The sequence below is a fragment of the Coprococcus eutactus genome (assembly GCF_001404675.1).
In the GTDB taxonomy this organism is placed as follows: Bacteria; Bacillota; Clostridia; order Lachnospirales; family Lachnospiraceae; genus Coprococcus; species Coprococcus aceti.
Map to the genome: position 1 here is coordinate 195,056 of NZ_CYXU01000005.1, position 21,111 is coordinate 216,166.

General features: G+C 37.7%; 20 protein-coding genes and 1 pseudogene. 20 read left to right on the plus strand and 1 reads right to left on the minus strand.

Going from position 1 to position 21,111, the window contains the following annotated elements; genetic code table 11:
- The first annotated feature begins 25 nt into the window (after positions 1 to 25).
- From ARA78_RS10890 to ARA78_RS10985, 20 genes and pseudogenes are all read left to right on the plus strand, one after another.
- The gene (locus ARA78_RS10890; protein ID WP_055280522.1) at positions 26 to 340 is read left to right on the plus strand and encodes a hypothetical protein; all 315 of its coding nucleotides are present in this window, start codon (positions 26 to 28) and stop codon (positions 338 to 340) included.
- Entirely contained in the window at positions 337 to 1,245 is a 909-nt protein-coding gene (locus ARA78_RS10895; protein WP_055280523.1) for a hypothetical protein, read from the plus strand. The genes ARA78_RS10890 and ARA78_RS10895 overlap by 4 nt, the downstream gene beginning before the upstream one ends.
- 13 nt (positions 1,246 to 1,258) lie before the next feature.
- Positions 1,259 to 3,712, plus strand: coding sequence for an ATP-binding protein (locus ARA78_RS10900; protein WP_055280524.1), 2,454 nt, complete (start codon positions 1,259 to 1,261; stop codon positions 3,710 to 3,712).
- A 21-nt stretch (positions 3,713 to 3,733) separates the two neighbouring features.
- Positions 3,734 to 4,972, plus strand: a complete 1,239-nt coding sequence (locus ARA78_RS10905) for a toll/interleukin-1 receptor domain-containing protein (RefSeq protein WP_055280525.1) — start codon at positions 3,734 to 3,736, stop codon at positions 4,970 to 4,972.
- Between the two features lie 266 nt (positions 4,973 to 5,238).
- Entirely contained in the window at positions 5,239 to 5,904 is a 666-nt protein-coding gene (locus ARA78_RS10910; protein WP_156329458.1) for a hypothetical protein, read from the plus strand.
- A gap of 81 nt (positions 5,905 to 5,985) precedes the next feature.
- Complete coding sequence (locus ARA78_RS10915; RefSeq protein WP_055280527.1) at positions 5,986 to 7,599, plus strand: hypothetical protein; 1,614 nt, start codon at positions 5,986 to 5,988, stop codon at positions 7,597 to 7,599.
- A 73-nt stretch (positions 7,600 to 7,672) separates the two neighbouring features.
- On the plus strand, positions 7,673 to 9,280 hold the full coding sequence (locus ARA78_RS10920; protein WP_055280528.1) for a helix-turn-helix domain-containing protein: 1,608 nt from the start codon (positions 7,673 to 7,675) through the stop codon (positions 9,278 to 9,280).
- Between the two features lie 105 nt (positions 9,281 to 9,385).
- Entirely contained in the window at positions 9,386 to 10,051 is a 666-nt protein-coding gene (locus ARA78_RS10925; RefSeq protein ID WP_055280529.1) for a hypothetical protein, read from the plus strand.
- A 123-nt stretch (positions 10,052 to 10,174) separates the two neighbouring features.
- Positions 10,175 to 11,437 carry an FtsW/RodA/SpoVE family cell cycle protein gene (locus ARA78_RS10930; protein ID WP_172674922.1) on the plus strand — a complete coding sequence of 421 codons (1,263 nt, stop codon included), beginning with the start codon at positions 10,175 to 10,177 and terminating at the stop codon, positions 11,435 to 11,437.
- 30 nt (positions 11,438 to 11,467) lie between these two features.
- Positions 11,468 to 13,012, plus strand: a complete 1,545-nt coding sequence (locus tag ARA78_RS10935) for a penicillin-binding transpeptidase domain-containing protein (protein ID WP_055280531.1) — start codon at positions 11,468 to 11,470, stop codon at positions 13,010 to 13,012.
- Positions 13,013 to 13,045: 33 nt separating this feature from the next.
- Positions 13,046 to 13,852: a PP2C family protein-serine/threonine phosphatase gene (locus ARA78_RS10940; protein ID WP_055280532.1), complete on the plus strand. Its 807-nt coding sequence runs from the start codon at positions 13,046 to 13,048 to the stop codon at positions 13,850 to 13,852.
- Positions 13,853 to 13,867: 15 nt separating this feature from the next.
- A complete protein-coding gene (locus ARA78_RS10945; protein WP_055280533.1) occupies positions 13,868 to 15,214 on the plus strand; it encodes a protein kinase domain-containing protein in 1,347 nt (448 codons plus the stop codon).
- Positions 15,215 to 15,266: 52 nt separating this feature from the next.
- Positions 15,267 to 15,989, plus strand: coding sequence for a hypothetical protein (locus ARA78_RS10950; protein ID WP_055280534.1), 723 nt, complete (start codon positions 15,267 to 15,269; stop codon positions 15,987 to 15,989).
- 113 nt (positions 15,990 to 16,102) lie between these two features.
- Positions 16,103 to 16,645, plus strand: coding sequence for a hypothetical protein (locus tag ARA78_RS10955; RefSeq protein ID WP_055280535.1), 543 nt, complete (start codon positions 16,103 to 16,105; stop codon positions 16,643 to 16,645).
- A gap of 193 nt (positions 16,646 to 16,838) precedes the next feature.
- Positions 16,839 to 17,684 (plus strand): DUF6273 domain-containing protein, encoded by an 846-nt coding sequence (locus tag ARA78_RS10960; RefSeq protein WP_055280536.1) that lies wholly within the window; start codon positions 16,839 to 16,841, stop codon positions 17,682 to 17,684.
- A gap of 76 nt (positions 17,685 to 17,760) precedes the next feature.
- Positions 17,761 to 18,267, plus strand: coding sequence for a DUF6273 domain-containing protein (locus tag ARA78_RS10965; RefSeq protein ID WP_055280537.1), 507 nt, complete (start codon positions 17,761 to 17,763; stop codon positions 18,265 to 18,267).
- On the plus strand, positions 18,254 to 18,658 hold the full coding sequence (locus ARA78_RS10970; protein WP_055280538.1) for a DUF6273 domain-containing protein: 405 nt from the start codon (positions 18,254 to 18,256) through the stop codon (positions 18,656 to 18,658). The genes ARA78_RS10965 and ARA78_RS10970 overlap by 14 nt, the downstream gene beginning before the upstream one ends.
- 50 nt (positions 18,659 to 18,708) lie before the next feature.
- On the plus strand, positions 18,709 to 19,236 hold the full coding sequence (locus tag ARA78_RS10975; RefSeq protein ID WP_055280539.1) for a DUF6273 domain-containing protein: 528 nt from the start codon (positions 18,709 to 18,711) through the stop codon (positions 19,234 to 19,236).
- A 78-nt stretch (positions 19,237 to 19,314) separates the two neighbouring features.
- Entirely contained in the window at positions 19,315 to 20,337 is a 1,023-nt protein-coding gene (locus ARA78_RS13920; RefSeq protein WP_172674923.1) for a DUF6273 domain-containing protein, read from the plus strand.
- 23 nt (positions 20,338 to 20,360) lie between these two features.
- Positions 20,361 to 20,807 (plus strand): annotated as a pseudogene (locus ARA78_RS10985) (PCRF domain-containing protein); the annotation flags it as partial.
- Between the two features lie 9 nt (positions 20,808 to 20,816).
- Here the strand turns inward: ARA78_RS10985 and ARA78_RS14110 are convergent.
- Positions 20,817 to 21,111: hypothetical protein (locus tag ARA78_RS14110; RefSeq protein ID WP_207641801.1), on the minus strand; the 295-nt coding region annotated here is incomplete at its 5' end.

A 21,111-nucleotide genomic window follows, 5' to 3' on the forward strand; every position in this document is an offset into this window, starting at 1 on the left:
TGTGTAACAGGAGGGTTTACAAAACGTGAATGATGAGGTTTTTAGCAAAATCCAGAATAAGCTGATTCTGGATGAAAAATACAGTATTTTGGATTCAGCAATTACAACAGCAAATATATTAACTTGTTATAATCCAGAAATCAGAGATACAATAATCGACTGGGCAGAGGGCATGGATGTATCAAAATTCGTATTAAACGAGTCTACTGTTTCAGATGTAGCAGATGAACTGTCATGCTCTGAATTTCAGGCACTGTGCTTTATGAATGCACTTACAAAGGATATAGATATTTATATGGACGCAATATTACAATTTGAAAAGGATGATATTAGGAAATGACGAATGGAAGTAAATTAGATGCATTCATACAGGAAATAGATGTATCAGGATGGGATAATCTGCCGCCAGACAAACGCCTTGAAATATTGCAGAGGTTTGAGAATGTGATGGCTGAATCAGAGCAGAGAGATGCGCTTAAAATAAATGTTATATCTGAAGAAGAATATAGAAAATCACCAGGAACTATGGGATATTTTGATGGAAAAAGTATTAATATTAATCCAAGATTCCTTATAGGCAAAGGTATGGTTGCTGGTACAATTTCCAATTTCAGCATTGCCAAGGCACTTGGGACAATAGCACATGAGGGAAGGCATGCATGGCAGCATTATGTTGTTGATCATCCGGAAAAAAATATTGTCGATGAAAAAACAAGAAATAAAATTATGATGAATATTGTAATGTATTGTAGTCCATCCGATGATGAAGATGAGCCACTACTTGATATCAGTCACACATTGTACGAAGCACAGTTGATTGAGCTTGATGCAAGACGGTTCCAAAAACAGGTATTGCAGTACATTTCCCAGAAAATGGAAGAGAAAAAGGGAGTGAAGGATAGGACTTTCGAACACGCAGTGAGACAGTGTATAGCAAGAGAACGAAACGAGACAGTACGTTTATTAAAGTATTTTGAAGAATCGGATTTAGCGGAATTAGAACAGAGTTTTAAAGAAAGTTTTAAAAAGCAGACGGGAATTGATGCATTTGACGATCCGGAACTTTCGATGTTTGATGATGCGCTGGAGTTTCTAAGGACCAAAGATCAGTACAGTTTTGTTGAAGGAAAACCTATACAGAAAGTCTGTGGTTACAGCGAAAAAGAAAAAATTGATTCCTTCAAAGAACGGGATACTTTGAATAAGCCGAGGGTCAGATATCGTGGAACTAAAAAATTTAAGTGAGAGGGTTTGATGAATGAAAGTGGAATTTTATAGTGAGAAAATGCCTGATAAAAGCTGGATGTTTGCTACAGTGCTGGATATTTCAGAAATTGTTGATGCTGTGACGAATGAACAGCTGTCAGAGTTTCTAAAAGAATTTGGCAGATCGGGATGCTCGTATGAAATGATATTTGAAACGGACAGTGATGGTAAAGAAGTCTGTAGTTTACTGGTTAGAGAGAATAGCTTCAACCTGGGAGAACTCAGAAATACTTTTGAGAGCTTTGTAAATCTGCTGATCGATAGACTAACATACGAAAACTATAAAATTTCACTGAAGAAACCTGAAGATACAAAAAAACTGATAGAAAGACTTAACAGTAGAAGAAGACTGTATCTGTGTGTTCCTGGGGACAAATCAAAAGATTTCAGGCTGTGTTATATTCCAGGTGGATATATCCGCGTTGAACCGGTTGATTTTATGTATTTAATGTCAATTATAAAATCAAGTCAAAATGCAGGACTTAGTATTCAATTTACTACCACACGTATATTAGAGATTGAAAATCATAGAATTGAAGAGATTTTAGACTGGATACAGAAAACATTCACAAATTCAGATGAAATCGGGTATGCGATAAATATGTATCAGCTTTATAAATCAATGGCGATGAAGAATATTTTCTTCACATGCCTGAGTTTTTGGGGTGACGATGAGACCTCTGACCAAATCGCATACGTTTTCAGAGGTAAAGGTTATGGGATACAGAGAGTGCCTGATGAACTGATTTATAAGAGAGATTATCTGCTGGATGGAGGACAGATGCTGCCGGGATATGCAACGGCAGCTGCACATTACAGGTCTAATTTTAATATAGTTATCCCGCAGGGGTTTAACAGGCTGGATTATCTGATGACTGCGGATATGCTGGATTGTATATTTAGCGCAGACAGTCAGGAGAGTGAAGACGGTCAAAGAAAAGTAAATGACATAAAGATACCAGAGGAATTTCTCGATGGAGAAGGTATAAAAATCGGAACAGAAGACAGGAAGAATCAGTCGATATATATACCATTGCCACAGATAACAAAACACATGACAATAGCTGGTATGTCGGGGGCAGGAAAGACGACGCTATTATTCAATATACTGATTGAATGCCAAAAGAAAAAGATACCATTTCTTATAATAGAGCCAACAAAGACGGAATACAGGGAATTGGTTGATGTTATTCCTGATATGAATATTTATACGCCGGGAAATACTAAAATTTCACCAATTATGTTTAATCCGTTTCTGCCACCGGAAGGAGTCACTCTTGAACAGTTTCTGCCGAGTCTGTTATCCTCTTTTCAGGTTGCATTCTCTATGACGACACCGCTTGATGTCATATTTTCAGAATCTGTCAGAAATTGTTATGCAAAATACGGGTGGCGTAATGACAGTACCAGAGATTGTGCTGGGGTAAGGCACTTTGGACTTCATGAGTTTATTTGTGAATTTAAAGAAGAGATAAAGAGGTCTTCGTATGATTATGAATCCAAGCAGAATCTGAACAGCGGTGGAGTATATAGATTACAGAATCTTATCAATAACAATCCATACTTGTTTGATACAGACAAGACGGTGGATTTAGATAAAATGCTGACTGGCTGTACATTGATTGAACTGGATGCGATAGATAACCAGGAACAGAAGACGTTGTTTATGTCTATGTTGTTATTGCAGATCAAACTATATATTCGCCAGAAACAGGTTAAAGACAGCAGACTTAAGAATCTCATACTTGTTGACGAGGCCCATGTCCTGCTTGGAGCCCAGACACATTCCCGGACGGGTATTGGTGAGGTGAGTTCGGTCGATACATTAGAAGACTATTTGCTGGATATGGTGAAGGTAAACAGAGTGTATGGAACAGGAATGATATTTGCGGATCAGTCACTGGCTATATTAGAGAGTTTTGTCAATAATTCCAATATAAAAGTAGTCATGCATCTGGAATCGTACGAAGAGAGAATGTTCTTGAAAAACAATTTAAATTTATCAGAAAATGTTTATAACGGAATTTCAAAGCTGAAAGTTGGGCAGTTTTACATTTCCTGTGAGCGATTGCCAAAGCCTATATTGGTACAGATGGATGACATACGACAGAATTATAAGATTTCAAGTGATATAAGTGACGAATTTGTAAGAGAAAAAATGCAGGATGCATATATATTGCCGTTTGCTGAATGTGCCTGTACACAAGGCTGCGATATTCATATCCGAAATGAGGCAGATTTTGTTGCGAGAAATGTATGCAGCAGATGTGAAAACTGTATTGATACTAATGTGGCAGGAACAGGAAATGCTGATAAAAAGATTGACAACCTTATTTCAGAGATGATAAAGGGGAACAAGGATGAAGAGCAACTGTTCCAGTGTGCAAAACTTATGACAAAACGAATGATGCAAAGGCGAGCTCCTTTGGATGATCAACAGGATTGATAGAAGGCTGGGATTGTATTCATGAATGAAAAAAAAGGTATTATAGATAATAAGTGCAAACTTTGTGGCGGACCACTTAATCTGGCATCGCAGCATGATGGAAAATGCAGATGCGAATACTGTGGTGCAGTCAATGAAATTGGTGACGACACAGAAAGACAGCGTGAGGACGTAGAAAGATGGCTGAAAGCAGCAGTTAAGTATCGTGATAGTTATGAATTTAACTCGGCTTTAGAACTGTATGAGGATATATTGAAGATCTCTCCAGATAACTACGATGCAATATGGGGCAGACTGTGTTGCAGATATGGGGTAGTATATGTAGAGGACGAAAATGGAAATGGCGCTTTAACCTGCCACAAATTAGTGGATACAAATATTTTTGAGGATAAAGATTACTTAATGCTTAAGACAGTACACTGGCTGGGAAAATACAGGCGTCTGATAAGTGATGTGGAGCGGTTTTCACAGATACAGGCAGAAATAAAAAAATTAAGAAATAATGGCGAAAAAAAATACGATGTTTTTATATGCTACAAGCAGAGAGAACTTGATGGAAGAGGCGTAACAGTGGACAGTTTTGACGCTGAAATGCTGTATTATACATTGAAAAGAGAAGGATATAATGTATTCTTTTCAAAAAAGACACTGAGAAACAGGGCCGGTGTATTATACGAGGCGGCTATATTTGATGCTATTAGTTCTGCAAAGGTTATGATCGTATTGGGATCTAGACCAGAGTATTTCAGAAGTACCTGGGTAAAAAGTGAATGGCAGAGATTTCTTGCATATATGAAGGGGGATCTTACTGAAAAGCTTCTTGTTCCGATGTATAAAGGGATGTCTATACAGGATCTTCCAAGAAAACTAACAGATTATCAGGCTATTAATTTCGATCTGGATGAAAGAAATCATTTTTCGGAACTTATGAGAAATATAAGAAGTGTAATCAATAAAGATACATATACAATTCGCGAGGAAAAAGTACAATCCGCAGAGATAGACGAAAACATACAAAATGCGATCAATATGCTCGCGGAAAAAAGTATGGATATAAGACAGCTGGACTGTAAAAATGAGCCAGGTATAATAAAACTGATTGAAACTGATACAGCATTTTCATCATATCTTTTAGGCTGTATCTACTATGTACAGGGCAATAATCTGGAAGCAAAGCGCTATTTCCAAAGATCAGCTGATAAAGGGAGCGAAGAGGCAAGAAAACAGATAGCGTTTATGTGTGACAATAGGATAGTATGAAAATAAAAAAGAGGTTAAAGGTAATCTTTAATCTCTTTTTGCACAATTCCGGGTTTGTATAATATGCTAAATAATTATGATACCATTCTGATAGTAACTGAGAAAGCAGCTAATTAGGATGTGTCAAGTTTTCTATGAAAACTTGACATGTAGTGCCAGCCATTTGCCGAAGGCAAATTTTGCATGGCTGGTGTTCAATGGAACAGGAGGGTATTGATATGAAACATAATTTTATTTTTAAGGCAGCTATTTTGATCGCATTGCTTGTGTTCCTTGCGGGAACACCGTATAAGGTATATGCAGACGTTCAGGAAAATATTGTCACAACAGAAGACGGTTATGCAGATAAACAGAATGACAATGTTTCGGGAGAAACAGACACAAATGAAATTGACAACTTGGAAACCCCGGAGAAAATAGATTCCGAAGAGAATACTGTAGACGAAAAAAAGACAGAAAAAGAAGATAAGGTAACGACTGAAAATGCTACCGAAAACGGGCGAAACCTTAACTGGCCTATAGCAGTTATAGCGGTACTGCTCACGGTGTTGTGTGTAATAGGAATTATGAGGGCTTACAAAGATAAGAAGAATTCACAGTATTTTCGTGAACTGTTAGAGAATTTTGACAGAGAGTATGACAAATATAAACGCAATTACGCTTATTGCGTTGAGGAAATATTAAAAAAAGAAAATGATTATTCAGAAAAAGAGCGTGCGGGGATACATGCAATGCGCAAAGATATAGCAGAAGTATATATTAAGATGTCTGAAATAAAAAAACAGAGAGACTGTTTTAGTGTGAAGAATATGAGAACATGCGGAAAGAGCATCAAATCTGATATGAGGAGCATGAAGGATCTTTATAAGAGTGTGCAGCAGTATGGAAAAAGATTAGAGAGATATCTATTTAATATGCGTGAAAAAGACTGATGTATATATTCAAAGTAGACGAGTGATTCGCAGATTAAGTATAAAGAAATTTATACAGAGAAAATTATATGGAGATAAGTTATGGGAAAATTAGATTTTTGTCCGTATGATGGAAAAAAGATAGATCCAAATAATCTTGCATACGAGGTAATATGTGCAGATGGTTGGGATTGGAACCGTGTAAGGAACGAGACTGTCATATCAAATAAAATCAGATCATATATATTGGAAAATGATGTTTCACGTCAGAAAAATCTTGAGTTTGTGGACAGAGAGCAGCATGTAGTCTTGCTGGCAGGTCAACAAAAAAATGGTAAAAATGGCCTGGAGCTGTTAAAAGAGCTTGTTCAGAACGGGGAAAATGAAGAGCAAAAAGAAGTTGAAGGAATTTTGAAACATAGTTCAGACAGCTTTGAGGATAAAATGAAAAGAATATATAGCATGCGTTTTGAGCTGAATGAAACAGATACCAAAGCAGATACTAAAGCAGATTCAGAAGGATTAAAAACATGCGAAATTTCAGGAACAGGATTACAGTTTTCTTCGGAAAATGGATTATGTACGTTTTTGAATGAAGCAGCAGATCCGGTATTTTATGCTTTACCATGCTGTCCATATTGTCATAACAGACTGCCGGCAGGGTGGAATGAGGCTGATGACTTTATAGGCATTTCACTGCTTGGATCACATGGTGCAGGAAAGACTTCTTTTTTATATTCGTTATTCAACAATAAAGCGGAAAGTCTGGCGCAGACTGTATTGCTGAAAAATGAATCATTGTCAATACGACCAGCCCATTTTGAAAAAGATAAAAAAGATACAATTTATGCATATGTGTCAGAACAGTCAGAAAAAATGTGCACTGAGAATGGAAAATGTCCAGTGAATGAAAAGTGTGGTGAAAATGTACCGGTTTTTCTCAGAGCAGATTATGGAAAAGGTGCTGACCGTAAAACATTAATAGTAGGAATATATGATGAACCTGTCAGCTTTATTGACCGGTTGGATACGGTAACTAGTGTTAGTGGAAATCAACTGCTAAATCATCTTTATGCTGATATGTACCTGTTTGATCCCCGTGATATGGGAATAGAAAATATATCCCTGAAAAGAATGAAGGGATACAGTCAGTTCAAAAAATGCAGTGCGATGTCCTTGGCAGAGCAAGCTGAATATCAGAAAGAAAACAGAGATATGGTTGTTAATGCAAAAAAAATACTTGAATCAGGGTATGATAGAGATACAGAAGAAAAAGCAGGCAATTATATCCCGACATTAAAGATTTATGAACATGTTGTGTCGATGTATAGAAGATATGCAGATCCGGAATATTTATCTAATAAGCGCTTTTTAGGCGTAGTATCAAAAAGTGATCTGCTGCGCGGCAAGTTATCTAGCGACTATGATGAATTGTTATACAGCCGTGAGAAAACATCTGCTGTGGATGCAGAAGATATTGCCGGAAGAAGTAAGGCGGCTGAGAAAATGCTGGAATCTTATGGAATGCTGGGGCGAAGCAGCCTTCATATGTTTGAGAAAGATTACGGAAAGGGTATAAGCTGGCACAGTATCAGCTCCACAGGATGTGATGCGGTGGAGAATGATCATTTGCTGGGAGCTTATGCGCCGGTTAATGTTGGTGATCCTGTTATTTCATGTATTATAAGCAGGATAAAAGAATTAAATTGGGCATAAGAGGAGATATAGAAGAACTATAGAGGAAATATAGAAGAAACATAGAAGAAATATAGAGGAGATTTTGTAATATATGCAGGATGAATATTCGGGAAAATGGGTAAAAAAGTTAAGAAACGGGATGCGGCAGAAAGAGTTCTGTAAACATATATATGTATTTAAAAAGAATGGCAGTGAATGTGATACAGTACACCGTAATACGATTGGAAACTGGGAAAACGGTAAAACCAGTATGCCAAGAGATATTGAGACTTTTTTATCTCTTGCATTATGGGAGTATGATCATTTTGTGTATAGTGCGGAAGAAGAGGTGGACTCTGACGAAAACATGTCTGGAAACCGCAGATACCAGCATGCGAGGAAAAGACTCCTTGAAATGCTCCGATTGGATTTATATTGCAAAAACCTGCATGATGCACTGCTTATTCAGGTCGCACGCGGCATTTTACAATTTAAAGAGGTCCCGGAGTTAGAGAAAGAACTTGAAAGTAAGCTGAGTAAAATTGAACTTTCAACAGAAGAAAAAAATGTTTATGCGATGGAAAGGAATACTGTTTCAATCAGCGCCGACTTAAATAGGGTAAGAAATGTTGATGAACTGATCAATTTGATAACAGTGGTACATAAAAATTCATTTGCATCGTCGAACAGAACAATAGGTGTAAGGTTCAGAAATATATATGAACAACGAGACAGGTATTATAAACATGTGTCTTTGGAGCGGGCGATAGTTAATCTTGCACCAAATTACCGGAATAGTTATGTAAGGATGTTTTCAAGTTCATTCATATCCAGAGAATGGCTGATCGACCTGTGTGTTCATTTGCGGTTTAATTATGAAGAGGTCTCATTAATGCTGGAATCTGCACATATGGTACAGTTATCGGAGTATGAAAGTTCAGAAAAATATTTTACGGAAGGCGGGTTGATGGCAGTTGCGGATAATAGCCGTAGTTTTTCTGAAAAAAGCCTTAATGACAAATTGATAATTATGTTAATCTTAGGTGGATATATGAAAGATCATGGTGAATTGCCGGAATATGTATCAGCTAGGCGGATTCTGGAATCATTTTCTATATATGATCAGGGGGCATCTCTTGTCGAGATGTTTTACAGCACAGTATTAGACTCATGTAAGACAGGTGAAGAAAGTTTGGATGTAGAATTTGAAGATATCTGGAAAGTGTTTGCTGCAACAGAGAGGTATCGGGCGTGGGCTGAATATATGGACATGGAAAATGACGCTGTTTATCTTGATGATAGATTATATCAGACTGAGTGCGAAGGGTATGAGGCATATACGGAACTGAATGAGAGACAGATAACCAGAGTAAAAACGCGAGATGAAATACAGCTGATGCATTTTCTTGTTGCGATGTATTATTCCGTGCTCCTCAATAAAAAATATGAGGGCAAACTTATGGACAAAGATTTGCTTGAAACAAAGATAATAATAGGAACAGACACAAGTCTGAATAAATTTATATATGGCTTTTTCTCGACATTATTTGGAATTTTTATAGGCGAGGAAACCATATATGAAAATGAAAAAGGAAAATATTATGTAATTAACCATGTTTTAAATAATAAAACCAGAGCTTTAGATATTGGAGAAACTCTGGAAAATATATATGAGGCAATTGTTGAGTTAAGTGATCAGGAAAATGCAGATCAGAAGTAGCGGCGATGCCAAAACTTGGGTTGGTAGTCCAGGCCATTAAATAACCATATAATAAGACCATCAATTACAACAACAAATTCAAATGAAGGAAAGGTGATGGTTTTTATGTTAGGTTATTTAATTGGTTTTGGACTTTTTGTTTTGGTGGCACTTTTGGTGATGTATCTTTCGCATGGAAGTGGAGTATGGAAGGACGTAAAGAATAAGAAAAACAAAGCGTTGAATTCTTGCGGACCTATAAAGAATCTTCAGAACGTGAAGATTGCAAACGGTCCGGTTGTATGTGTTAAGTGTCCAGGGGAGGTGGAGTATAGACAGATAAAAGTTGTTACAAGGAGTGCAAGAATTGGAAGTGGCAATGGAAATGAAATCGTTTTAAATGATGAGTTTGCAGAACCGGTTCATGCAGTTGTAAAAAAAATCGCTCAGGACAGCGGAAGTTATTATGAGTTAGTAAATATGTCAAAATACAATCCGGTTCAGTGGTTTAACCAGGATATAAATGACTATGAAACGATAGGATACAGACGGGGATTGAAGCTTAACGGTAAGGAAGTATTCTATATCGGAGAAAGCAAGATAATAGTTACATGCCCGACGAACAATCATAAGCCAAGTAAAACGGAGCGACTTGTGATGAGTGCCGGAGCAGAAAACAGGAGTGACGAGAACAATGACAAAACGCAGGTGGCATCGGCAAAGCCTGCTCCAGAACCGACAAAAAGAATTGAACCAACAAGAGTGTATAATTGTATGCACAAAGCAGACTAGAGATTTGGAGGTGAGAGCATGGACGGAAATGCCAATGAAAGATTTACAGACTACAGGATGAAGAGCATGTGCTCAAGATTGTTTGCTTATATTGACCTTAAAAGCATAGTGGTAGTTCTGGCTGTGGAGCTTGGAATGATGCTTGTGGCACTTTATAAAGGATGTGGTGTTTCTTATATTCCAGTTTCGCTGGTTATGATGTTATTTACAGTTGTTGGATGTATAGGTTCAACATTTGCAAAGGCAGATAAAAAGCTGTTCATAATCGTAATAGTTCTCTTAAATCTTGGATTTTTGGTGCAGAATATCCAGGATAGAGGAAACGGAGCTGTGATATCAGCGTTGATTAAGCTGGTGGTGGTACTAGGATCTGCTGTTATAGCATTTGCATTATATTCAAGATTATCAAAATGGATATCTGAAGATAAAGTAGTAATTGGAATGATGTTTCTCCAGTATGGCATATCTATAGCAGTATTGTTTTTAGGACAGCTTGTTGGTGACAGAGGCGACCAGGGGGCAACAATTTCTATTGCAGGCACAACGCCATTTGAGTTTGTAAAGATCATGTATATTTTTGTAGCTGCCGGGCTGTTGTGTAAGGATAGCGATACTATAAAAATAATAAAATGGGAGATTAACAGAGGCATTATATTGTTTGTACACACAGCAATTCTCAGCATTGTATTTGTTTTGTGCAGTGAGCTCGGAACTTTGATGATAGTTTATATTACAGGGCTTATCATGCTCCACCTGTTCGGCTCGCACAACAGATGGACCGCAGCTTTGAAGATAGTATCTGCAGCCGGATTTGTGATCGTGTGGTTAGTGAGTGCAAAGATCCTGTTCCCAATCATGGTACAAAATGAGGGTGCCCTGCCGGGCATTGTATCAAAGATAGTAAGACGGTTTGGAGCTGTTTTTCATCCTGAATTATACATGAATGATTATGGATATCAGGGTACAAAAGGACTTATGTCTATTGCAACAGGTGGGTGGTTCGGAATTGGAACAGAAAGACACAGGATAGATCTTCCTGAAGCAAATAATGATTTTATATTTGCAAATATTATAGAAACATGCGGAATTTCGATAGGAATTATTTTGATCATTTTTATTCTGGCCTTCGTCAAGAGGTCAACGTATATAGCAGAAAAGTGCGAGAATAACTATAGTAAGGGAGTGACAGCTGGAATAGCGTGTCTGATAGCGGTAGAGAGTATCATTCACATAGGTTACAACATGGCTTTGCTTCCAATAACAGGTATACCGCTTTATTTCCTTTCGCAGGGATTTTCAGCAATTGTAACCAGCATGTGCCTGGTAGCAATACTGCTTGTTATTTCAACAAAAATTGAATTGGAATCAGAAGAGACATTGAGCTAAGAAATGACGGAATAGAAAGGTGGATGCCAGATGAATAAACATGAGAGTAACAAAAGAATAAGCGCAGTATGTATGATACTTGGAAGCATGCTGATTGCGGAAATTGCCGCACTGTATATGAACTCGGGCGTAGTAAAAGGGGTAAACAAGCGTGCGGATAATCTCAAGGTATATGCTAAAGTGGAAAAGGATGACGAATCGATTCTGCCAGGGGATATATATGACAGAAATGGAAATGCTCTTGCTGTTACCGATTATGTAGACGGCGATGAAAAGAACGAAGTCAAGACGGTATACAGCAACAGCATGGCTTATGCACAACTGCTTGGGTACACCGGAAGACATGTATTTTATCCACTGGCAGAAACTGCTGAGGATGTAGTCGGAAGCAGAAATGATGCACGTCTTATGGCATTCCTTGATGAAAATTATTTTGACGAGGACGGTTCGATATACAATACGGTTAATCTGGACGGAAGAAAAGGAGAGAGTGCTGTTCTAACTATAGATGATGGGTTACAGAACCATGTGTATGAGGCAATGAGTAACTACATCAGCTCAACGGATGATATAGGTTCAGCAATCGTTATGGATGTGGAAACCGGAGCAATTCTTGCAGATGTATGTTTCCCTACATATGACTTTAACAATCTGGAAGAAGCCCAGCAGAAAATGGTTGAGGATCAGAAGAACACTGGATTAGAGCCTGGATACCCGGTAACATATAAGAATCCGCAGGCACCGGGAAGTATATTTAAGGTGCTGGTTGCAGCGGCTCTTATAGATCATGATATGGAAGATTTCACAGTGAAGAATACTTCACTGCAGATGGATGGTGGATGGATCTGTGACGCCTACAGTTACAGGACAAGTACTCTGGATGTTGAAAATGGTGATGAAATAGATCTGGAAACGGCATTAAATATATCTTCAAATGTTTATTTTGCACAGGCTGCCTTGGTTCTTGGAGAAGCCCGGCTTAATGAAACAGCTGAAAAATTCATGCTTACAAATGATGGTGATGGCTTCCTTCTTGATTTTGGTGAGGTCAGATATAACTGGAATACAGATGTTGCTGAAGACATATTTGCACAGACAGGATTTGGACAGGGGGAGACAGAGATAACAACTGTTCAGGCTGCAATGATAGCCCAGGCAGTTGCAAACGATGGAAATCTGATGAAGCCTTACATGGTTGATTCAATTATAGATGCAGACGGAAAGACAGTATACAGTGGAAAACCAGAGAAAATGGGACGTGCCACGAGTAAGAGGGCTTCAAGAATACTTGTAGATTATATGAGATCCACTGCGCAGGAGTGCTGCTCTCTTCATGGCCTGGAATATGAAAAAGAAGTGTTTGATGAATACGGTGTGGCTGGAAAAACAGGAACTGCTGAAACGGGTGATGCTGATAATACTATGAATGCATGGTATATAAGCTTTGCACCATATGATGATCCAAGATATGTTGTGGTTGCAAATCAGTGCAAGGTAAGCGGTAAGGAAGGCAGTGATATGATACCTATAGTTGCAGATATATATAATTACCTGTTTACGGAATTTGAAGAATAAAATATCATAGAAATATGTAAGATAGGAGCGTTTATGGATTATAGAATATATTCAGAAACAGAGAAAGCTGCTGACAAAAATCATCGTGAAAATGAAGATAGTTTCATGTATTCACAGTTTTCCTTTATGAAAGATAAAAAAATACAGCTGATCGTTGTTGCGGATGGAATGGGAGGTCTTAGCGAGGGCAGACGAGCCTCTGAAAACGCAGTAAAAGGTTTTATGAATACTTTTTACGTGGATGTTATGGAGCAGTATATGAGCTCGGATATGGAGGAATTTTCACTGAAATACAGTATTGGTGATATAAAAAAAATTATGGTAAAAGCAATTCAGGCTGCAAACAGAAAAGTGTGTGATGGAGCGGATGAATTCGAAGCTACTGGTTCTACGATCAGTGCGGTTTGTCTGATTGATGACTGTGCTGTGATTGCAAATGTTGGAGATTCTCCAATATACCTATACAGAAAAACTGCCAAAAAGATGAAGATGATGTCGAAACTCCAGACTGTTGCAGAGCAGGCAGTTGCTGCAGGTGCGTATGAACGGTATTCTCCAGAATACTATAGAAATGATCATATATTATACTGTAGCCTGGGACAATATGATAAAATACTGGAAGATGACATATATGTTAGTTCAATTGGAAATCTAAAAAGTGGAGATGCAATCCTTACAGGTTCAGATGGATGTTTTGGACATATGAATGAGAAAATACTTGGAAGAATAATGAATGAATGCAGCACACAGGAAGAGGGATTTCTGCTCAATCAGATTTTTTCACTGGCAAGGATGGACAAGGATGATGACCAGACAGCTTTTTTGTGTATAGCCGAATAGCAGGTGGAGGGGCGTATGAATACTTTATTTTTTGAAACAGGAGATTACATCACAGACGATAATGGTAAACAGCTGTATGTTCTTGCCACTCCTGCAAGATACAATGACAAATATTATGTAGTACGGGCGGTAGAAACCAGGACAAACAGGGACTGTCTTCTGAAATTTGTGGAAACTACGGATGACGCGTATAAACTGAACAATCTGCAGAGAGAAGGGGCCTTCTGTTTCTATCATCCTTATATAGAGCATGTATATGGCAATTTTACGGGGGTAACTCCAAGTGGTGAAAAGATATATGGGGTGGAACTTGAATTTGTCAAAGGAAAGACTTTGAAGGACTTTCGCTTTGATTTGGAAAAAAAGATCGCATTTGATGAGATCACAGAAGAACAGGCAGAGTGGCTTGTTTATCGCCAGATGATGCAATTTTTATATGGAATGAAATATTATACGGAATATTCCAGGCAGGCTTATCTGCACAGGGATATCAAGCCGGAAAATGTTATGATCTCAGATAGAAATTCCGATGTTGTCATTGTGGACTTTGATTTTTCACATATTGCAGGCAGTAAAAAAACGATGAATGTCGTAGGGTGGGACATAGGTTTTAGCAATGGCTATACGTCGCCTGCAATATTCACAGATAAGAAAATAACAGAGTGGGATATTTCCACGGATGTATATTCTGCTGGAAGATTGTTTTTCTTCTGGTTAAATGGACGGGAGTATTTTACCGATGAACAGTTAAAAACAAAGCATGAGAATTTACTTTCTTCAACGATATATTGCATGGATAAAGAGATCGGCTATGGAATTAAGGCAAATAAGGACAGGTTCAAAAAGAAGTATCTTGGAAAAAAATATGCGCCACTGCGAGATATTCTGGCAAAGATGTGCTGCAATCCGGAAACAAATGAGTGCTATACAAAAGTGTCAGACATAATCTCGGATATGCAGAGTTTTCTGCTTGATCAGTGCAATGGCTCATGGGATCTATTGGAAACAAAGCTTGAGTTAAGAAAATCAAGACTGATTCACGAAGAAAAGTCAGTAAAAGAAAGAAAACACATTATGGTTGTATGCAAGAATCCAGATGGCGAAAAAACAGGAAGCCCGCTTTATGAAGCTTCTGTGCGGGATATAATCTGGGATGGAAAAATTATGTTTTCAGTATGTAATTATAAAAATAAAATCACAGTAATACCGCTGCCGGGACGAGATATTGATATATGCAGCAGACAGGAAATCGGAGCTGATAGCGAAAAAGGCAGTGACAGCCATAAAAGTTTGAAAATGGAGATAAAAGACGGAGATAAGGTCGTGTGTGACGGCGCAGCATTTGAGCTTACGATCAGATAGTATAAATTGAGAAGAAAACAATGAATGTGATTAGTGCAGGAAGGTGACTGGAATGGGTGATAATAAAATAATACATACAAAGGTTATATCGGGTGAAAATAAAACAAAAGCTTTGGTTCTTGGAGTGGTACTGGATGCAACACTATCTTTTTCAGTTGTGTATGGACAGATTTATTATCTGATAGAACATTTGCTTATCAATCTTAAAAAGTTAAAGAAAGATAAATGTGATATAGATATCAGTTACAGTGTTGTTCTGTTGCATGATAAACCAGAAAATATGAGATTTTCCGGAAAAAGATCAATTTCAAAAGATGAGAATGAGGTACTCAGAAGCCTTGCAGATATCTCATTTTATGGTGGAAGTGATGATGGACATGAAGAACTTAATTCTGCGTTAAATCTTCAGCTGAAGACTATAAACCAGTACATGGACTCTGTGTGTAAGCAGGATAAAAATGTGTCAGTTTCTCAGCAGCTTATAATATTAACAGATTCGGCGGCTGCTGTAGGAAAGGAGTTTCAGAATTTTACACAAAATGAACCAGGTGTGTACGGTGATTACACAAACCATGGATTGCAGCAGGCATTTATCATTTCGAATGGCGGAGATTATATGCCACAGCTTCGGATTGTGAACTTAGAATATTCTCTTACAGAAAATAATGTGAATACGTGCTCATACTATGATATTCAGGATATTTTGGACAAGGACGAGGAAGGAACACTGATTATGGCAGAAGTGCTGGCAAAAAAAATTATTCAAAGTGCATAATATAGCAAAACAGAAAAACGTAATAAACCCAGAATAGTATAAAGCAAAATCAGCTAAAAAATATGATCAGATAAATAAAAGACGAATAACTTTGAAGAAGAGAGGGATTACATATGGCACTAAGTGATTTTTCACAGGAATTTCAGTTGGAGAAAAGAAATCTCTATACTGTAATTTGCATAAATCAAAAACCAGGATGTGGGACAGAGAGCAGGATCAACTGCCTGATATACCAGACGATTGAAAAGTTAAAGGAAGAAATAACAGATTACAATGAAATACATGTGGCATATGTCTATGAAACTCCTGGACTCATGGGTGTAAGGAAATTTGAAATATTAAATGGTGAGACGCAGCCTTGCTACAGGGATGTGTGTGAAAAATATGATGACCATAATATGAGTCACGTTTTTTTTATCGGTTTTAAGATGCTTGAAGAGATAAGTGATGATGAAAAAAGATTGTATTATATTACAGATGAGAATCTGCCACGTGTTAACAGTATAGTGATACAGAGAGAGAACAGGCTTGAGGTTAATGAATTATTGAACGATTCGGACGTCGAGGTTGTTCTTTGTAAGCCGGATACATTGGAAAGTGACATATTTGAAGAATATATTGATGGCTGCAGAAACGGAAAGGTAATGAGGTTGTAGAGTTTATAATATAGATAAGAAAGCATAGTTGGGCACATGTTGAATCAGAAATTAACTGAAATAATATAATTTGTACATTCACTTGAAATTTACTTGAAATTATTTGTCAAATGTGATGAAAAATATAAGAAAATATAGTAAACTTATAACAGCGTGTATAAAGCAATAAATGTATGGTGTGAGGGGATATGACATGGAGATAATAACTGATTCAGATAAAACTTTCATATATCCAACGGTTTCCGCACTGGGCGCAGTTGATAAAAAAAGGTACGAGGAAAGTCTGGCGGCAAAGAGAAGGACATTATGTAAAATATGTAAAATCTCATACGACAGCAAAAAATATGAATCATGTCCGCAATGTGAATTGAGAAAAAGATATAATGAGCTTGAGAGAGAGCTGGCTAGCGAAAAGCGAAATAAAGTTACGAGTTCCGCAAATATGCGTGCTGAATATAAAAAGGGCGACATAATCCGAATCGGTAAATATGGAGGTCAGCCTGTTGAGTGGATGGTACTAGACGTCGATAATAACAAAGCCTTGCTCATATCTAAAAAAATATTGGATATAAAACCATATAACTTGGACAACAGTGGAGTTACTTGGGAAAGCTGTTCGCTTCGAAGATACCTTAATACCGATTTTCTGGAAACGGTTTTTTCAAATGATGAAAAAAAAGGTATAGCGAAAATAAAAGTTGAAAGTGGGAATAATACTTTAAATGACAGAAGCGGTGGCAAGAGCACAGAGGACAAAATTTTTTGTCTGAGTTATTCAGAAGTGAAAAAATATTTTCCACGGAAAAAAGATAGAATTGCAGTACCGACGGATCGGATTGTAATTGAGGCTGATGATATAAAGAAGCGTTTTGTAAAACGTAGAACAGGCGGTGGCATATGGTGGTTGCGTACTCCTGGAATATATGAAGATTTTACAATGCATGTTGACGGTTCAGGTTGGATTAATGAGGTTGGCAGCGCCGTTAATAATACTTATTGGTTTAGTGGCATCAGACCTGCGCTGTGGATGAAGTTTTAGTGAATGAGAAGTGACTTTATTTAAAAATGTATTTGGAAGTGTATTCAAATATAAAAACAATACTGGAGAAACAAGTATGCCGATTTATAAGTGTCCCAAATGTGGATGTGATATACAGGAAATAGAATATCAAAATTCTGTAGAGGTTGTCAGTTATCCGACAATCTCCTGTTTGCGTGATACAGATAAAGGGAGATATGAAAAACGCAGTGGTTCAAAAAGAAAAGCCACGTGTCCCATTTGTGATATTGAGTATGATAAAAATAAATATTCGACATGTCCGATGTGCGAACTGAAAAAAACAAATAAAATCTTGACACAAAAATTATCAGAAATGACAAAGACTGAAACGCAAGGATTAGATCAGTCTGAGCAGCGAGGTAGCTATACGAAAGGTGATATCGTCAGATTTGGTTCATATGCTGGAAAAACTGTAGAATGGATCGTTCTAAAGGCAGATAAGGATAAAGTCCTGCTTTTGTCAAAGTATGTTTTAGATGTGATTCCATATAATTCTGTACATAGAGCTGTTACATGGAAAGCGAGCTCACTTAGGCAATATCTGAATCATGGCTTTTATTGAAGACGTATTTTCAGCACTTGAGCGCAAACAGATAGAAAATGTAAATGTAGATAATAGAAATTATGGAAAACACAATAGAACATATGGCGGAGAAGATACGTATGACAGAATATTTTGCCTGAGCATAGATGAGACAGAACAATATCTAGAGAATGATATAAAAAAAAGAATGGCGGAAGCAACAGAGTTTGCAAAATCCCGTGTGAATGAATCGTTTGTAAAGTTTTTTATCAATGATAAAACTAATTCAGCCAGTTGGTGGCTGCGATCCCCAGGCTTTGATAGCAAACTCGCATCGTGTGTCGATGGGACAGGCTGGATTAATGCTGGTGGATTCAAAGTGAATGATTCCTCTGTCGGTATCAGACCCGCGTTGTGGATGAAAGTTTAATGAATGATTACTTTAAAAAAAAGAACTGATGTCAGACAATGAAGCTATTAATGAAAATAAAACAAAACAAGACAGTGAGAACAATAATTCAGAAAAAATGCATAACTATAAGTACGGTGATATTATCCAGAAAAGGACTTGAGGCAAGAGTATACAATTCTGGAAGTGAGCCTGTAGCTTGGGAAACGATCACAATAAGACGGTATTTAAATAATGAATTCCTTAGTAGCTGCTTTGATGCTAGAGAACAGGGGAAGATATGTGACTCAGAGATACGTAATAAAGGAAAAAATAATACAATTGATAAATTGTTCCTGTTATCACTGGAAGAAGCAGAATCAATGTTTAACAGTGATGAAGAGAGAAAGTGTGCGGTGTCAGAACAGGCAAAGAGGAAAGGAGCATATTCAGATGAGTCAACAGGCAATGTATGGTGGTGGCTTAGGACACCTGGAGAGAAGAAAAATTATGAGATATATGTGACAACAAATGGCTCTATAGTAAGAGAGGGCTGTTACGCTGGCAGCCTGCGAGGTGTATTACGACCAGCAATGTGGGTTGATGGAAATGTTTTGTAGTAGAAAATAGTTTATTTTGTAATACAAAGATAAAACGAAAGGAAATGTATGATACCTATTTATCATACAAATATATATATGAGCAAGAAAAGTAGATATAAGATATATAAAACAAACCAGAATAAACAAAATGTTGCAAACAACATAGCATCTTCAGAAATTGTGCCTGAGTATATCCTACACGCTACGATATCAAAGCTTACTGAAAATGAGATAGTAAAATATAGCCACGACAAAGTAAGTAGAAACAAAGTTATATGCCAGATTTGCGGTGTGGAATACAGTAAAAGTATTGCGTCAAAATGCCCGGTATGTGCAATAAATGAAAAGATGGCAGCATTGAAGTTAGGTATGATAGTTGCTGATAATGGTGTAATAAAAGCAGAAACTAACAAAGAGAGTATAAAAGATAATAAAAAAATGATTGACAATAGCTTTAAGATGCCTACTCATAACTATAGATACGGAGACATTATAAGGATTGGAAGTTTTGATGGTATGCCAATTGAATGGCAGATCATACAGGTTAAAGGAAATGAACTGCTTGTGTTGTCGAAGTGTGGTATTGAAGCGAAAGCCTATCATTCGAAGAGTGGTTCTGTAACATGGGAGACAAGTACAATACGGCAGTACCTAAATAATGAGTTCTTTAGTAAATGTTTTGACATAAAAGAACAGAAACTAATACAAACTACAAGTGTTAAAACTAATGACAATGTTTTAACAGGAGTATCAGGCGGCAAGGATACGAGCGATCGGTTGTTCTTATTGTCAATTGATGAAGTAAAAATGATGTTTAACAGTGACCAAGCTAGAAAATGCCATGTGACTGAAAGTGCAAAGAATAATGGCGCATTTGCAGATGCGAATACAGGTACAGGATGGTGGTGGCTGCGTACGCCAGGTGAGAATGATATCTATGCGGCTTATGTATCCGCAGATGGAGTTATAGTTAAAGGTGGCTGTTATACTGGAAGTTCTCGAGGGCTATTAAGACCTGCCATGTGGGTGGATGGAAACGCTAAGAAGATAGGCAGAAATGACATCTGCCCTTGCGGAAGTGGACTGAAGTACAAGAATTGCTGCGCCAAGATTGACTGATCAGATTTTACAGGAGAATTTGAGTGATAGAGATAGATGAGTTCAGGGCAGCGATGGCATCCTACAGGGAGCCACTGGAGGAGGTCAAGTCGTCCCTTGATATTGAAAACAAGACAGACAGAATAGCAAAACTTAATTACGAGATGGAACAGCCGGGATTCTGGGATGATGTTGATAAGCCGAGAGAAGTGTCCCGAGAACTTAAGGGGCTGCAGGATCTTGTGGATAACTACAGAAAACTAGAGAATGATTATGTTGACATTGACACGCTTATATTGATGGCAGAAGATGAGCATGATTCGAGTCTGATTCCGGAGATAGGAGAACAGATAGATTTATTCAGGAAAGAGTTTGAGGAATATAGGATCAGTCTACTTTTTACGGATGAGTTCGATGACTGTGATGCGGTTCTCACACTTCATTCAGGAGAGGGCGGAACTGAGTCATGTGACTGGGCAGGCATGTTGTATACTTCATAATTACAAAAAAGGTGACATAATAAAATTGGGCAGATGTGCCGGGCTGCCTGTAGAATGGACCGTCCTTGATACAGAAGCCACCAGAGTGCTGCTTCTGGCAAATGATGTCCTGGATGTAAAGCCATATAGTTCAACGTACATAAAAACGACATGGGCTGAAAGTTCACTGATATGTACCCTCTTTACTGGACAACCAGTAAGGAGGGCATTTTTATGCGTTATAGTTATGAGTTTAAAATGATGTGTGTTGAATTGTATCATTCGGGTTCGTATCCTGACATCCCAGAGGGGCTGA